General features: G+C 74.7%; 12 protein-coding genes and 1 pseudogene. 8 read left to right on the forward strand and 5 right to left on the reverse strand.

All coding sequences use genetic code 11. The annotated features are described in order from the left end of the window. Nucleotides 1–247 precede the first annotated feature (247 nt). Nucleotides 248–499 (forward strand): DUF6458 family protein, encoded by a 252-nt coding sequence (locus tag Q0817_RS17375; RefSeq protein WP_298591149.1) that lies wholly within the window; start codon nt 248–250, stop codon nt 497–499. 137 nt (nt 500–636) lie between these two features. Here the strand turns inward: Q0817_RS17375 and Q0817_RS17380 are convergent. The 3 genes and pseudogenes from Q0817_RS17380 to Q0817_RS17390 all read right to left on the reverse strand — a co-directional run bounded on the left by Q0817_RS17380 (nt 637) and on the right by Q0817_RS17390 (nt 3698). Beyond that, a pseudogene (locus Q0817_RS17380) lies at nt 637–1727 on the reverse strand (alanine--glyoxylate aminotransferase family protein). A gap of 104 nt (nt 1728–1831) precedes the next feature. After that, the gene (locus tag Q0817_RS17385; RefSeq protein ID WP_298591151.1) at nt 1832–2194 is read right to left on the reverse strand and encodes a hypothetical protein; all 363 of its coding nucleotides are present in this window, start codon (nt 2192–2194) and stop codon (nt 1832–1834) included. Nucleotides 2195–2399: 205 nt separating this feature from the next. Continuing rightward, on the reverse strand, nt 2400–3698 hold the full coding sequence (locus Q0817_RS17390) for an MFS transporter (protein ID WP_298591153.1): 1299 nt from the start codon (nt 3696–3698) through the stop codon (nt 2400–2402). A 110-nt stretch (nt 3699–3808) separates the two neighbouring features. On the opposite strand from Q0817_RS17390, the gene Q0817_RS17395 reads away from it, so the two are divergent. Then, nucleotides 3809–4501: a metalloregulator ArsR/SmtB family transcription factor gene (locus Q0817_RS17395; protein WP_298591155.1), complete on the forward strand. Its 693-nt coding sequence runs from the start codon at nt 3809–3811 to the stop codon at nt 4499–4501. Between the two features lie 244 nt (nt 4502–4745). Further along, nucleotides 4746–5237: a nucleoside deaminase gene (locus tag Q0817_RS17400; RefSeq protein ID WP_298591157.1), complete on the forward strand. Its 492-nt coding sequence runs from the start codon at nt 4746–4748 to the stop codon at nt 5235–5237. Between the two features lie 459 nt (nt 5238–5696). Here Q0817_RS17400 and Q0817_RS17405 read toward each other — a convergent pair whose 3' ends face one another. Next, nucleotides 5697–9203, reverse strand: coding sequence for a bifunctional proline dehydrogenase/L-glutamate gamma-semialdehyde dehydrogenase (locus Q0817_RS17405; RefSeq protein WP_298591159.1), 3507 nt, complete (start codon nt 9201–9203; stop codon nt 5697–5699). A 130-nt stretch (nt 9204–9333) separates the two neighbouring features. Here Q0817_RS17405 and Q0817_RS17410 point away from each other — a divergent pair, with 130 nt between their 5' ends. Beyond that, nucleotides 9334–10242, forward strand: coding sequence for a LysR substrate-binding domain-containing protein (locus Q0817_RS17410; protein WP_298591203.1), 909 nt, complete (start codon nt 9334–9336; stop codon nt 10240–10242). Nucleotides 10243–10325: 83 nt separating this feature from the next. Here Q0817_RS17410 and idi read toward each other — a convergent pair whose 3' ends face one another. After that, nucleotides 10326–10877: an isopentenyl-diphosphate Delta-isomerase gene (gene idi, locus Q0817_RS17415; RefSeq protein ID WP_298591161.1), complete on the reverse strand. Its 552-nt coding sequence runs from the start codon at nt 10875–10877 to the stop codon at nt 10326–10328. A gap of 121 nt (nt 10878–10998) precedes the next feature. Between idi and Q0817_RS17420 the strand changes: the two genes are divergently transcribed. The 4 genes from Q0817_RS17420 to Q0817_RS17435 all read left to right on the forward strand — a co-directional run bounded on the left by Q0817_RS17420 (nt 10999) and on the right by Q0817_RS17435 (nt 15135). Further along, nucleotides 10999–11937 (forward strand): pseudouridine synthase, encoded by a 939-nt coding sequence (locus Q0817_RS17420; RefSeq protein ID WP_298591163.1) that lies wholly within the window; start codon nt 10999–11001, stop codon nt 11935–11937. After that, on the forward strand, nt 11934–13190 hold the full coding sequence (locus Q0817_RS17425; RefSeq protein ID WP_298591165.1) for a DUF418 domain-containing protein: 1257 nt from the start codon (nt 11934–11936) through the stop codon (nt 13188–13190). The genes Q0817_RS17420 and Q0817_RS17425 overlap by 4 nt, the downstream gene beginning before the upstream one ends. Nucleotides 13191–13232: 42 nt before the next feature. Further along, entirely contained in the window at nt 13233–14495 is a 1263-nt protein-coding gene (locus tag Q0817_RS17430; protein ID WP_298591167.1) for a glycoside hydrolase family 76 protein, read from the forward strand. Nucleotides 14496–14592: 97 nt separating this feature from the next. Continuing rightward, nucleotides 14593–15135 (forward strand): NUDIX hydrolase family protein, encoded by a 543-nt coding sequence (locus Q0817_RS17435; protein WP_298591169.1) that lies wholly within the window; start codon nt 14593–14595, stop codon nt 15133–15135. Nucleotides 15136–15167: the final 32 nt, after the last annotated feature.

A 15167-nucleotide genomic window follows, 5' to 3' on the forward strand; every position in this document is an offset into this window, starting at 1 on the left:
CGCGGCGTGCCGGGGCGGTCCGACCGGCGTGGCGCCCGGACGGGTCCCGCGGGGCGCCCCGGGTGCCCCGGGGCGCCGGGCGCAGCCGTGACCGAACATGACCCTGCGCGTCGGGGCGGGCAGCGCCCCGACGCGCCGCGCCGGACGTCCGCCCTGGTCCGCTCGGGCGCGTTCCACATGATCAAACATGGATTTGCTTTACTTAATGCATTCGTGCTCCGTCCGCCCCTCCCGAGAGGACCCCGCCATGCGCCTCAACCCCGCCGGCCCCCTGATCACCATCGCCGTCGGCCTGATCCTCTGGCTGGCGCTGCCGTCCGTCGTGGGTCCCCTCAACCTCGCGCTCGCCGGCCAGATCATCTTCTGGGTGGGCGTCGCCTACCTCGCGCTGGTCCTGATCGCCGCCGCCGTGCCGTCCCGGCGCCGCTCCACCCGCAGCACCGTGGCGGACCCCGGCACCGGGGAGCGCATCGAGCGCTCCGAGACCGACCTCACCTGACAGGGCCCGGCGCCCCGCCTCCACCCCATCCCACCCCGCGAACTCACCGGTCCCACCCGAAACGCCATGACGTGTGCCGGCGCCTCGGGTGGAACCGGTGAGTTCGGCGGGTCGTGGTCACGGGGCGGAGGGGCGGCTCACACCAGTGCGGGGACCTTCCGCAGCGCCTCCTGCAGGGCGCCCAGGACGAGCGCCACCGATCCGGCGTCGGCGTTGGGTCCCATCAGGCCGATCCGCCACACCGTGTTCGCGTACTCCTTCACGCCCGCCCCGATCTCCACGGAGAAGTGCTCCAGCAGGTAGGCCCGCACCCAGGCGGAGTCGACGCCCTCCGGCACCTTGACCGTGGTCAGCTCCGGCAGGCGGTGCCCCTCGGCGGCGAACAGCTCCAGGCCCATGTCCTGCAGTCCCGCCTGGAGCGCGTCGCCCGCGGCCTGGTGGCGGGCCCAGACGTTCTCCAGGCCCTCCTCGGCGATCCGGCGCAGCGCGGCGTCCAGGGAGGCGATCATCGCCGTGGGTGCGGTGTGGTGGTAGGTCCGGGCCCCGCCCTGGGCCTCGCCCACGTAGCCGCCGAGCATGCCGAGGTCGAGGTACCAGGAGCGGGGGTGCTGCACGCGGCGTCCGAGATCGTGAACGGCGCCAGCCCCGGGGCCACCCCCAGGCACTTCTGGGTGCCCGCGTAGCCGAGGTCCACACCCCAGTCGTCCGCGCGCAGCTCGATGCCGCCGATGGACGTGACCGCGTCCACGAGCAGCAGGGCGTCGCCCTTGAGCGCGCCCAGCGCGGCGATGTCGGAGCGCACGCCCGTGGAGGTCTCCGCGTGCACCGCCGCGATGATCTTGGGGGACGGGTGCGCCTCCGCGACGCGCTGCGGGTCGATCGGCTCGCCGTAGGGGAAGTCCACGCGCACCACCTCGGCGCCGCACCGGGCCGCGACGTCGCACATGCGCTCACCGAACAGGCCGTTGACGGCGACGACGACGACGTCGCCCTCCTCCACCGTGTTGACGAACGCCGCCTCCATGCCGGCGGACCCCGTGGCGCTCAGCGGCAGGGTGCGCCGGTTGTCCGTGCCCCAGACCGTGCGCAGGCCGTCGCAGGCGCTGTCCATGACGTCGAGGAAGGCCGGATCGAGGTGGCCGAGCAGCGGGTGGCCCAGCGCCGCCGTGGCCTCCGGGTAGGGGTTGGACGGGCCGGGGCCGAACAGGTGTCGCTGGATCAGGGGCACGGTGCACTCCTCGAGGGAAACGGGTGGACAGGTCCGCCGACCAGCCTATGGCCTGCCCGCACCGCGGGCGGTGCGGGACGCCACCTCGCCTGTCGTCGCCGACGTCACCGGCCGGCGAGGCGGCGGAGCAGCGTCCTGAGGCGTCGTTCCGGTGCGCGCTGCGGGGCCGGGGCGCCGCCCGGGAGCGGCCGGCGGGGCAGCTGGGCGATCCGGGACCAGGAGGCGAACATCGCGCTGCCCTCGGTGGCCGTCATGCGGTTCTGGAGCGTGGGGCGTCCCGCGGGGCCCTGGACCACGCCGGTGCGCTTGTCGTAGGTGAAGCCGTCGTCGAGGACGATGTGCTCGTCCGTCTCGGCGACCACGGTGTACAGCACCACGTGCTCCCCGGAGTCCGCGCCCGGGTGGACGGCGGCGCGCGCACCGGGATGCGTGGCGCCGCCGTGGTTGAAGTCGAAGAGGTCGGCCATGGGAGGAGGGCCCTCCTGGTGAGCTCGGGATACAGGTCGGGCGTGCGGGTCCGGGCCGGCCCGGACCCGGTGGGGTGCGGTCCCGGTGCGGCGGGTGGCTGCCTCCCACTCTAGCGACCGGCCAGGGGGACGACCGAGGCCGCCCCTGCTCGACCGGTCCCTGCCGCGCGCGTCCGGGAGCTCCCGGACGCCCCGCCCGGCGGGCTCAGTCCTGCGGTGCGGCCGGGACCGGCTGGTGGGTCTCGTACATCCGCACCATGACGACCAGCGCCGAGACGGCGCTGGTGCCCGCGGCGGCCCACACGGCCGCGTGCAGTCCCAGCAGGTCGGCCACGATCCCGCCGAGGACGGCTCCGACCGCGTAGCCGAGGTCGCGCCAGACCCGGTAGACGCCCACGGCCCGGCCGCGCCAGACCGGGTGGGCGACGTCGCCGACCACCGCCAGCAGGGTCGGATAGACCATCGCGGTGCCCGCCCCCAGCAGCATCGTGCCGGCGGCCCAGCCGCCGAACCCGTCACCGAGGGCGATGACGACCAGGGCCGCGGCCTGGGTGGTCATCCCGGCGGTGATCAGGTGCTTGCGCCCGACCCGGTCCGACAGGGCGCCGGTGACCAGCTGCCCCACGCCCCACACCCCGGGATACAGGGCGAAGAGCAGCCCGATCTGGGCCACGGTGAGCTCGGCGGTGGCGAACAGCAGCGGGAACAGCCCCCAGGACAGCCCGAAGTTGAGGTTGTTGACCAGCCCCGCCTGACTGGCCGAGGACAGCGCCGGTTCCTTCAGGCTGGTCTGGGCGATGATCTGGCGGTCGGTGAGCTCCGCGTGCAGGTGGTCGTGGGCACCGTCGGCGCGGGGGATGTGCCGGCCGGCGTCGAGCAGGGCGTGACCGCGGGTCTCGCGCACGAACGCCCCCGACAGCAGCAGCGCCAGGGCGGTGTAGGCGATGCCCAGCAGGAACGGCGCCGGGCGCAGCCCGTACTGCTCGGCCAGGTACCCGGCCAGCAGGGACGTGACGGCCACGGCGCCGTACCCGGCGGCCTCGTTGAGCCCCATGGCCAGCCCGCGCTGGGCCGGGCCCACGAGGTCGATCTTCATCACCACGGTCGTGGACCAGGTCAGGCCCTGGTTGATGCCCAGCAGCACGTTGGCGGCCACGACCCAGCCCCAGTCCGGGGCCCAGATCAGCATCAGCGGCACCGGCACGGCGAACAGCCACCCCACCAGCAGCACGGGCTTGCGCCCGTACCGGTCGGAGCAGGTGCCGGCGAACCAGTTCGCGATCGCCTTGGTGACCCCGAACGCGGCCACGTAGGTGAAGATGAAGGTGTAGCCGGTGAGCCCGAACTCGTCCTCGGCCAGCAGCGGCAGCACGGTCTGCTGCTGCCCGACCATCCCGCCGACCAGGGCGTTGACGGCCACCAGGAGGGTGAACTGGGCGGCGTTGGCCTGCAGGCCCAGACGGAGGGGCCGGTCCGTGGTGCGGGGGCTCGGGCGCCGGCGCATGGCCGCTCCCTTCCTGTGCCGTCGACCCGCCGGAGGGCGAGTACGCTGATGTTCCAAAGAAACATGGAACAATGTTTCCAGCAGTATTCCACAGATTTTTGGAGGAACAAGTGGGCGACCGGCAGAAGAAGACCGTGCTCTTCGAGCAGCTGGCCCGGGTCGGCAAGGCCCTGGGCAGCGGCAAGCGCCTGGAATTGCTGGACCTGCTCGCCCAGGGCGAGCGCAGCGTGGAGAACCTCGCCGCGGCGGCCGGCCTGGGGCTGAGCACCGCTTCGGCGCACCTGCAGGTGCTCAAGCAGGCCGGACTGGTGACCACCCGCCGGGACGGCACCAGGATCCACTACGACCTGGCAGGTCTGGACGTGGCCCGGCTCTACGAGCAGCTGCGCACCGTGGCCGGCGAGCGCGTGGCCGAGGTGGAGCGGGCCCGCGAGGACTACCTCGGCACCGGTCACGCCCTCGGCGCAGAGGGAGTCGACGATCGGGAGGTGCGCCGCGAGGAGCTGCTGACCCGGGCACAGGCCGGGGAGGTCACGGTCCTGGACGTCCGTCCGCCCGAGGAGTACGCCGCCGCCCACGTCCCCGGGGCCGTCTCCATCCCGCTGGAGGAGCTGGCGCAGCGGCTGGGCGAGCTGCCGGCCGAGCAGGAGGTCGTGGCCTACTGCCGCGGTGCCTGGTGCGTGCTCGCCCACGAGGCCGTGGACCTGCTGCGCACCCAGGGGCGGCAGGCCCGCCGGCTCGAGGACGGCATGCTGGAGTGGCGCCTGGACGAGCGGCCCGTGGACACCGGCCGGGCCGCCTGAGGACCAGGAGAGCCCCACGGGCAAGGCCTGCTCCGAGGGGCGCACTCCGCCGCCGCCGCCGCGCCTGTTGTGGTCCGGCACACTCCTCGGTAGCCTCTGGACAAGCCCACGGCGGGCCCGGACCCCGGGCCGTCCCCCAGGCGGAACCGCACCATCGACCACGCAGTGGCCGCCGTCGGCGCACACCCCCGGCCCGCCCCGGGACGCTCCACGGCGGCACCCGCGCCCACACCGGGAGATCCGCATGGACACAGACCGCACCCCTCCCCCCGACGCGCGGCAGCTGCTGCTCGAGGCCATCGACCTCGCGGTGGGCAACGCCGCCGTCGACGGCGGGCCCTTCGGCGCCGTCGTCGTCACCGCCGACGGCCGCCGCTTCCCGGGCGTCAATCGCGTCACGTCGGACAACGACCCCACGGCGCACGCCGAGGTCATGGCGATCCGCAGCGCCTGCCAGGAGCTGGGCACCTTCGACCTCTCGGGTGCCACGCTCTACACCAGCTGCGAGCCGTGCCCCATGTGCCTGTCGGCCTCGCTGTGGGCCCGGCTGGACGCCGTCTGGTTCGCCGCGGACCGGCACGACGCGGCCTCCGGCGGCTTCGACGACGCCGAGTTCTACGAGTACTTCGCCACGCCCGAGCACGAGCGGTCCCTGCCGGTGCTCCCGGTGGCCCTCGACGAGCGCACCGCGCCGTTCGAGGCATGGGCCCGGAACGCCGCGCGCACCGACTACTGAGCGCCCGGGCGCGCGGCCGCGGAGCCCGGTGCCCGGAGTTCGGAGCCCGGGGACACCCTGCGCGGACGAGCAGCGCCGGCCCCGGAGACGTTCCCGCACGCCGGAGGGGACCTCGCCCGGACTGTGAGCCGCCTTACGAAATGATTAACATTTATTTACAAGTCAGTAGCCTTGCGTCGACGAGTCAGGGCCGGCTCACGGGTCCGATGTGCGATGCACGTGGGGGGACACCGGAGCACAGCCGACCGGGCTCTCCGGGCGCCGTCCTCGTACCGTTTCCTCGAGGGCGGCGCCCCCTTCTTCCTCGAGGGCGGCGCCCCTTCCGTCCGCGGTCCGGGGCACTGCTCCGGCCCGCGGCGAGCACGCCCTCCGGGACGGGGCCGTGGTGCACCGGGAGCGCTCGTGCCGCGCAACACGACGGCCCCGGACCGGGGTCCGGGGCCGTCGTGGGGAGCGCTGCTAGATCAGCCCGTCCGTGAGGTGGTTGGGCGTGCCGAAGCGGTGGGCGGTGATGCTGATCGCCTGCTCGTGCAGGAACGGCAGCATCTCGACCCGGCCGGCCCCGGTGACGGGGTGAGCGTAGACGGCGAGGTCCGGGCGTGAGCCGGTCGCGGCGATGAGCGCCGCCCGGTCCCCTCCGATCAGGCGGATCCGGCCCCCGCCGAGGGCGGGCGCGCCGGCCAGCCACGCGGCGTCGTCCTCCACCCGCGCCTGCACGCCGCGACCGGTGAACACCGCGCGGACCGGGGCGGGCAGCTCGCGCGCCGTGGAGACGGTCAGGGCGGAGCCCGCCCGCAGCCCGGCGGCGACGACGCGCAGCAGGTCCGCCAGGGGCTCGCCCTCGGACAGGCGCACCGTCACCGGCAGGGGCAGGTAGCGGAAGACGTTGCGCTCGGCGTAGAGCCCAGTGACGTCCTTCGCGACACCGAACTCCTCGGCCCAGGCGGCCTCGTCGTTGCGCAGCGCCTGCTCGAGACCCTGCGCCTCCGCGGCGGTCAGGCCGGCCGTCCCCGACTGCGCGGCCTGCAGCAGCTCGACGACGGCCGCGTCGGCCACGGGCCGCCCGTCCCCGCGCAGCGGCGCCGGCTCCCACTCCCCCAGGCCCATGAGGTAGCTGGGGCCGCCGGCCTTGGTCCCCGGGCCGACCGCCGACTTCTTCCAGCCGCCGAAGGGCTGACGCTGCACGATGGCCCCGGTGATGTGCCGGTTGACGTAGAGGTTGCCGGCCTGGACGTGCTCCAGCCAGTAGCCGATCTCCTCGGGGTCCAGGGAGTGCAGCCCGCCCGTGAGGCCGTACTCCACCTCGTTCTGGATGGCGACGGCCTCCTCCAGCGTCTCCGCGGTCATCACCCCGAGCACCGGGCCGAAGTACTCGACGTGGTGGAACTCGGAGCCGCGCTGCACGCCCGTGCGCACGCCCGGGCTCCACAGCGTGCCGGCCTCGTCGAGCTGCTGCGGCTCGATCAGCCAGGACTCGCCCTCGCCGAGGGTGGTCAGGGCCTGGAGCAGCTTGCCCTCCGCGGGCTCGGTGAGCGGGCCCATCTGCGCGGCGGGGTTGGTCGGGTGGTCGACGGTCAGGGAGGTGACGGCGTCGACGAGCTGGTTGCGGAAGCGGCGGGACTTCACCACGGAGCCGACCAGGATCACCAGGGAGGCCGCCGAGCACTTCTGGCCGGCATGGCCGAACGCGGAGTAGGCGACGTCCTTGGCGGCGAGGTCGAAGTCGGCACTGGGCGTGACGATGAGGGCGTTCTTGCCCGAGGTCTCGGCCAGCAGCGGCAGGTCGGAGCGGAAGGAGCGGAACAGCTCGGCGGTCTCGTAGGCGCCGGTGAGGATCAGCCGGTCCACGGCGGGGTGGCTGATCAGCTGCCGCCCGAGGGCCCGCTCCTCGAGGTCCACGAGGGCGAGCACGTCCCGGGGAATCCCGGAGGCGTCCAGCGCATCCCAGAGGGCCTCGGCCACCACGGCGCCGCAGCGCTTGGTCGGACCGGCGGGCTTGAACACCACCGGGGACCCGGCGGCGAGGGCCGCGAGGGCGGAGCCGGCGGGGATGGCCACCGGGAAGTTCCACGGCGGGGTCACCACGGTGAGCCGAGAGGGCACGAAGGACGCGCCGTCCACCTCGTCCAGCTCCCGGGCGCGCTCGGCGTAGTAGTGGGCGAAGTCGATGGCCTCGCTGATCTCGGGGTCCGACTGGTCGAGGGTCTTGCCGGCCTCCGCGGCCGCGACCTCCAGCAGCTCGGTGCGCCGGACCGCCAGTGCATCACCCGCACGGTGGAGCACCTCCGCCCGCTGGGCGCCGGTCAGCGCGGCCCATCCGCGGCCGGCCTCGAGGGCGGCGTCGATGACGCGGTCGAGCTGCTCCTCCGTCCGCAGCGCAGCGGCCGCGACCGTCTCCACGCCGGCCCGGGAGGCCGGGACCCGGTCGAGGATCGCCCGGCCCCAGTCCCGGTTGGCGGCCACGGCCGGGTCGGTGTCCGGGGTGTTGGCGAAGCCGTCGGTCGGGGCGGGCGCCTCCGGCAGCCGGCGGTCCTGGACCCGGTTCGGCGTCGGGACGGTGTCGTCGAGGGCGTCCAGAGAGGCGAGGAAGCGGTTCTTCTCGCGCTCGAAGAGCTTCTCGTCGGCCGAGAGCTCGAAGACCGCGGACATGAAGTTCTCCCGGGACGCCCCCTCCTCGAGGCGGCGGATCAGGTAGGCGATGGCCACGTCGAACTCCGCCGGGTGCACCACGGGGGTGTAGAGCAGCAGCGAGCCGACGTCGCGCTTGACGGCCTCGGCCTGACCGGTGGCCATGCCCAGCAGCATCTCGAAGTCGACGGCCTCGGTCACCCCGCGCTCGGTGGCGAGCAGCCAGGCGAAGGCGATGTCGAAGAGGTTGTGCCCGGCCACCCCGATGCGGATCGCGTCGGCGTGCTCCGGCTGCAGCGCGTAGTTGAGCACGCGCTTGTAGTGGGTGTCCGAGTCCTGCTTGGTCCCCCAGGTGGCCAGCGGCCAGTCGTGCAGGGAGGCCTCGACCTGCTCCATGGGCAGGTTGGCGCCCTTGACCACGCGGACCTTGACGGGGGCGCCGCCGGCGGCGCGGCGGGCCCGGGCCCACTCCTGGAGGCGGATCATCGCGGCCAGAGCGTCGGGCAGGTAGGTCTGCAGCACGATGCCGGCCTCGAGGTCCTGGAACCGGGGCTGGTCGAGGATCCGGGTGAAGACCGCCAGGGTCATGTCCAGGTCCTTGTACTCCTCCATGTCCAGGTTGATGAACTTCGCCGGCGTGAACGAGGCGGCCCGCGCGAAGAGCGGGGTCAGCTTCTCGACGATCTCGGCCACGGCCTCGTCGAAGGCCCAGGCCGAGTGCGGGGCGACGGTGGAGGAGACCTTGATGGAGACGTAGTCGACGTCGGGCCGGGCCAGCAGCTCGTGGGTGCCCTGGAGCCGGCGGTCGGCCTCGCGCTCCCCGAGCACGGCCTCACCCAGTAGGTTGACGTTGAGCCGGACGTCGTCCTTGCGGATCTTCGCGATCGACTTCCCGAGCTTGGCCTCGCTGGCGTCCACGATGAGGTGCCCGACCATCTCGCGCAGCGCCTTGCGGGCCGCTGGGATCACGACCTGCGGGGCGACCGGGGCCAGGGCCCCGCCCGCGCGCACCGCGGAGCGCAGGTACCAGGGGAGGAAGCCGGGGACCTTCGGCGCCAACCGGGCCAGGTTGCGGGCGGCCACCCGGATGTCCTCGGGGCGGATGACGCCGTCCACGAAGCCGACCGTGAAGTCCAGGCCGCTGGGATCCTGGAGCACCCCGGCCAGCTGCTCGCCCGAGGCGTCCTTGGGGAACTGCTCCGCCTCGGCGAGCCAGCGGCGCACCGTGGCGACGACCTGCTCGGGCAGTGACGCCGGAACGGCGGCATGGGGAAGGGTGTGTCCGACCGCGGGGCGGCCGGAGATCTGCGCTGCCTGGGGGACGGGGATCGTCGTCATGGGTGCTACTCCCTGGATCGGGGGCCGAAAGTACTGCGGTACGTCCACTATGCGCCCCGGAATGATTCGGATAAAGTGATGTTTTCCGCAGATGATTCATCAGCAGAACTGACCTTTGGAGGGCGGCACCGTGCTGGACGTGCGCAAGCTGCGACTGCTGCGGGAACTCGCGCTGCGGGGCACCCTCGCGGAGGTCGCCGCGGCCCTGAACTTCAGCCCCTCGGCGGTCTCCCAGCAGCTCTCGGCGCTGGAGAAGGAGGCGGGGGTGGCGCTGCTCTCCAAGGCCGGCCGGCGGGTCCAGCTCACCCCGCAGGCGGAGATCCTGGTGGCGCGCACCACGGAGCTGCTGGACGTCCTGGAGCGCACCGAGTCGGACCTGGCGGCGTCGCTGAGCACGGTCACCGGCACCGTGCGGGTCGCCGTGTTCCAGTCCGCGGCTCTGGCCCTGCTCCCGGAGGTGCTGGGCAGCATGCGCCGCGAGCACCCGGAGGTCCGGGTCGAGATGGTGCAGGCGGAGCCGGAGCGGGCCCTCTACGAGACGTGGACCCGGGAGTTCGACGTGGTCGTGGCGGAGCAGTACCCGAGCCACGCCGCAGCCCACCACCCCGACCTCGACCGGCGCCGATTGATCACGGATGCCATCCGCCTGGCCGTCCCCCCCGGCCCCGAGCACGCGTCCGTCGACTCCCTGCGGGAGGCTCGCGAGCTGCCCTGGGTCATGGAACCGCGCGGAGCCGCGTCGCGGCACTGGGGTGAGCAGCTGTGCCGGCGGGCGGGCTTCGAGCCCGACGTCCGGTTCTCGACCGCGGACCTGCAGGCGCAGACCCGGCTCGTGGAGTCCGGCAACGCCGTGGCGCTGATGCCCGACCTCATGTGGGCGGGCGGGGCCTCGCCCTGTCGGCTGGTCGACCTGCCGGGCGGGCCGCGGCGGACGGTGTTCACCTCGATCCGCGGGTCGAGCGCGCACCGTCCGGCGATCCTCGCGCTCCGAGCCGCCCTCGAGACGGTGGCCGCCGACCTGGCCGAGCAGATGGAGTGAGCCGGCGGGCGTGAGCCGGCGGGCGTGAGCCGGCGGGCGTGAGCCGGCGGGCGTGAGCCGGCGGGCGTGGGGTGATCGGAGTGCTACGGGCGGCCCGCGGCCCGTCCCGTGAGCGCCCCGCGCAGCCGGTCGTCCGCGATCTGCTCGAGCAGCCAGGGGCTGAGCAGGAACGGCGCGGCGTCCGCCGCGGCGAACAGCTCCTCCGGGGCGATCCAGGCGACCTCCGCGACCTCCGCGGGAAGGGGCCGCGGCTGCCCGGTGGCCCGGGCCACGTAGACGGGGCAGAACTCGTTCTCCACGATGCCCGAGGCGTCCACCGCCCGGTAGCGGAAGTCGGGCAGCACCTCCGTCATCCCCGACACCTCGAAGCCCAGCTCCTGGCCCGCCCGGCGGGCGATGGCCTCGACGAACCCCTCGCCGGGGCCCGGGTGGCCGCAGAAGCTGTTGGTCCACACCCCGGGCCAGGTCTTCTTCGCGAGCGCCCGGCGGGTCAGCAGCAGCCGCCCGTCGTCGTCGAGGACGTAGCACGAGACCGCGAGGTGCAGGGGGGTGTCCGTGGTGTGCACCCCGGACTTGGGAGCGGTCCCGATGGGACGGTGCGCGTCGTCCAGGAGGACGACCTCTTCGACTGCCATGGGCCTCGTTCCGGTCGGAGGGCGGGTGACCTGCGCGTCCATTCTCGCAGGATCCGCGGGCCGGCGGAACGCGGGCCCGCGGAGTGGACAACGGGGCGCGGGCGGAGCACGATCGGGAACCATGCGACGACGTCGGCCCGCCCCCGCCCCCCTGCCGCTGCGGGACGGGGTGGACCCGGTCCGGGTGCGGCTGCCGGCCGCGGCGGAGGCCCCCGGGACCGTCCGCGGCTATCTGCTGAGCCGGTTCCCCGCGTCCGCCCGGGAGCTCGAGGAGCTCTTCGCGGCCGGCGGGATCGTCGACGACGCCGGGCGGCCCCTCGCCCACGACGCCCCCTTCCGCCCCGGCGGCTCGGTCTGGTACCACCGCGCCCTGCCCGAGGAGCCGGAGCTGCCCGGGGACCTGCCGGTGCTGTTCGAGGACGAGTGGCTGCTGGCGGTCGACAAGCCGCACGGGCTGCCCACCACACCGCGCGGCGGGTTCGTGGCGCAGAGCGCGCTCGTGAAGCTGCGCCGCTCCCGCCGCGAGGACCGGCTCTCCCCGCTGCACCGGCTCGACCGCGGCACCGCCGGGGTCCTGCTGCTCTCCCGGGACCCCGCCAGCCGCGGCCGGTTCCAGACCCTTTTCCAGGAGCGGGCGGTGACCAAGGAGTACGAGGCCGTGGCCGGGCACCGGCCGGGGCTGCGCCTCCCGCGCCTCGTCGAGTCCCGCATCGTCAAGGACGGCACGTCCCTGCAGGCACGCGAGGTGCCGGGTGCCGTCAACGCACGCACCGCGGTCGAGCGGGCGGGGCCGCCGTTCGCGGACGCCGAGGGGACGTGGGCCCGCTACGCCGTCCGGCCCGAGACCGGCCGCACCCACCAGATCCGGGTGCATCTGGCCGGGCTGGGCATCCCCGTCCGCCACGACCCCCTGTACCCGGTGGTGCGGCCGGCCGGCGCCGAGGACCCCGGACGGCCGCTGCAGCTGCTGGCCCGCCGGATCGCCCTCGTCCACCCGGTGACCGGCGAGCCGCTCGTGCTCGAGAGCCGGCGCGCCCTGAGGTCCGGGGACGCCGCGTGAACGCTCCGCGTGCCCCTCGGGCGACGGACCGCGTCCCGGCGCCGGACGTGGCCCGGGGGCTCATGCTCTGGGTCATCGCGGTCGCCAACATCACGGTGTGGATCTGGGCGGCCGGGCCCACGGACGGCCCCCGGGACCGGACGCTCGGGACCGGCGCGGGCACCGCGGAGTGGACGGCGGACGACGTCGTCAACATGGCCATGTCGATGCTCGTGGACGGCCGCGGCTTCCCCCTGTTCTCGTTCCTGGTCGGCTACGGCGTGGGACAGATCGCCGCGCGCGAGGCCGCCCGCGGCACGCCCCTGCCCCTGGCGCGCCGGCTGCTGCTGCGCCGCTACGGGTGGCTGCTGCTCGTCGGGGCCGTGCACGCGTGCCTGCTCTTCCCCGGCGACATCATCACCGCCTACGCGTTCGGAGGCCTCCTCCTCGCCCTGCTGATCGCCGAGAGCACGCTCACCCTCGTGGTCCTCGCGGCCCTCGGCTCGGTCCTCATGGTCCTCTACGGCGCGGCGAGCTGGGCCGTGCGGACGCCGGGCACGCCGCCCTTCCCCAGCCTGGTGGCGGACTCCGTCCCGGAGCGGCTGGCCCTCGGACTCGCCGAGGGCCTCGGGGTGGTGTCCTTCGCCCCGCTCCAGCTGCTGGGGCTGCTGCCCATGCTGCTGCTCGGTCTGGCCCTGAGCCGGCACCGGCTGCTCGAGGAGCCCGGGCCCCGCCGCGGCCGGCTGCTGGCCGCCGCCCTGACCGGCATCGGCCTCGGGCTGCTCACGGGTGTGGGCACCGGGCTCCTGACCACGGACCGGCTCGAGCTCTCCACGGCCGCCGGGTCCGTGCTCACCGGTGCGGACGCGGTGACGGGGGCCGTGCAGGGGATCGGCTACGCCCTCGTGGTGGCGCTGGTCTGCGACCGGGTGCTGCGGCGCCCCGGCCCCGGCGCCGCGGCGGGCCCCCTCCGGGCGCGGGAGCATCCCGCGCTGTGGTCGCTGCAGGCCCTGGGCCGGCGGTCGATGAGCGGCTATCTCGCGCAGTCCGTGCTGTTCACCGTGCTGCTGCCCCCGTTCGCACTGGGGCTCGGCCGCTCCCTGACGCCCACCGCCGCGCTGCTGCTCGGCTCCGCCGTGTGGCTGGCCACCCTGCTCGGCGCGGCCGTGCTGGAGCGGCGCGGCGTGCCCGGACCGGCCGAGACCCTGCACCGGCGGCTCTTCCTCGGCCCCGCCCGGGACCGCGGCGGGCCGCCGCCCCCGGCGAGCGCATAGGCTCGGTCGCAGCACTTCTCCCCCGCCAGCACAGGAGCCTCCATGCCCACGACGACCGGCGCGAGCGCCGCGCACCGCACAGCGACCACCGAGTCCGCCGAGCCCACCGGTGCCGCCGGGCCCGCCGCCACGGCCGGGGAGCGTGCCGACAAGGCGGCCCACTCGGTCCGGGAGCTGTTCGGCGGGCGGGCGCTGGGGGTGCCCGGCACGCTGCTCGGCGCCCCGGCGCACCCGCGGCCCGCGTCCCCGACGGCCCCGTGGCACTACTGGTGGCAGGCGCACCTGCTCGACGCGCTGGTGGACGCCGGTCTCCGGCACCTGGACGATCCCGCGCGGGCCCGGGAGTTCCGCCGCGAGGGGCACCGGCTGCTGCGGGGCATCACCCTGCGCAGCGGTGGCCGGGTGACCCACAACTCCTACTACGACGACATGGCGTGGCTGCTGCTGGCCGTGGGCCGGCTCGCCGGGCTGGACCGTGCCCTGACCGGCCGGCCGGACGTGGCGTGCCTCGACGCGGGCAGCGCCCTGCTCGCCCGGCTCGAACGGGGCCACACCGGGGACCTCGGCGGCGGGGTCTTCTGGAACACCCGCCACGACGTCAAGAACACGGCGTCCTCCGCGCCCACGGCCCTCGGCTTCGTGCGCACGCACCGCCGGGAGCAGGCCCGCGCGGTGCTCGGCTGGCTGCGGAGCACCCTCTGGAACCCGGAGCGGAAGGTCTTCCACGACGGCCTGCGCCTGGTCGCCGCCGGGTCCGGCAGCGAGGTGACGCGCCTGGACGAGAGACTGTTCAGCTACAACTCCGGGCCGGTGCTCGGCGCGCTGCTCGAGCTCGCGGACGCCCCGGGCACGGACGAGGAGGACCGGGCGGACCTGCTCCGGGCGGCCGCCGACGTGGTGGCGGGCGCCGCGGAGGAGTACGGCCGCGAGCGGGACAAGCGCCCCGTCCTGCGCACCCACGGCGGCGGGGACGGCGGCCTGTTCAGCGGGATCCTGGCCCGCTATCTCGCCGAGGCCGCCCTGCACCCGGACCTGCCGGCCGCGGCGCGCCGCGCCGCGGCCGGGCTCGTGACGGGCACCGCCGACGCCCTGTGGGCCGGCCGGCGGGAGTTCGACCCGGCCGTGGACTTCAGCGCGCCGGGCACCACGGCCTCGACGGTCACCGGCGATACGGTGGCGATCTTCTCCCCGGACCCGGCGCGGCACGCCGACGAGTCCCAGCGCCCCGGCGTGCCGGTCGAGCTCTCCACCCAGGTGCAGGCGTGGACGGTCCTCGAGGCCGCCGCCCGGCTGGCCCGCCCGTGAGCGGGACCGGAGGTCCCGGCTCCGCTGTGCGCTGAACCGGCCGCCCGGGGCGGCGGCGCCCGTGGCCCCGCCCGGGGTCTTGGGATAGAACAGCAGTATGAGTTTCCTCCGCACCCCCGATCCGAATCCCGGTTGGCTCAACGAGGACGATCTGCAGGAGGCCCGCCGCCGCCTGCCGATGGTCTACGTGCAGGCCCTGCCGGTCCGGCTCGACCCGCTGGGCTACCTCTCCGAGATCGGGCTGCTGCTGCAGGCCACCCCCCAGGGCGAGATGATGTACACGCTCGTCTCCGGGCGGGTGCTGTACCGGGAGACCATCCGGGCGGCCCTCCTGCGCCACCTGGAGAAGGACCTGGGGGCCATGGCGTTCCCGCAGCTCCCGGTCTCCACCACGCCCTTCGCCGTGGCCGAGTTCTTCCCCTCGCCGTCCGAGACCGGACTGACCGACGACCGCCAGCACGCCGTGGCGCTGAGCTACATCGTGCCGGTGCGCGGCGAGTGCAGTCCGCGCCAGGACGCCCTGCAGCTGTCCTGGATGAGCCCCGAGGAGGCGCTCAGCCCCGAGGTCCAGGAGGAGTTCGCGGGGGGCCGCGGGGACCTGGTGCGCCAGGCCGTGGCCCACGCCGGCTGGGGCCGCTGAGCGGCGCCACCGGCGCACGGGACCCCGTCCGG

The sequence above is a fragment of the uncultured Kocuria sp. genome (assembly GCF_947500125.1).
In the GTDB taxonomy this organism is placed as follows: domain Bacteria; phylum Actinomycetota; class Actinomycetes; order Actinomycetales; family Micrococcaceae; genus Kocuria.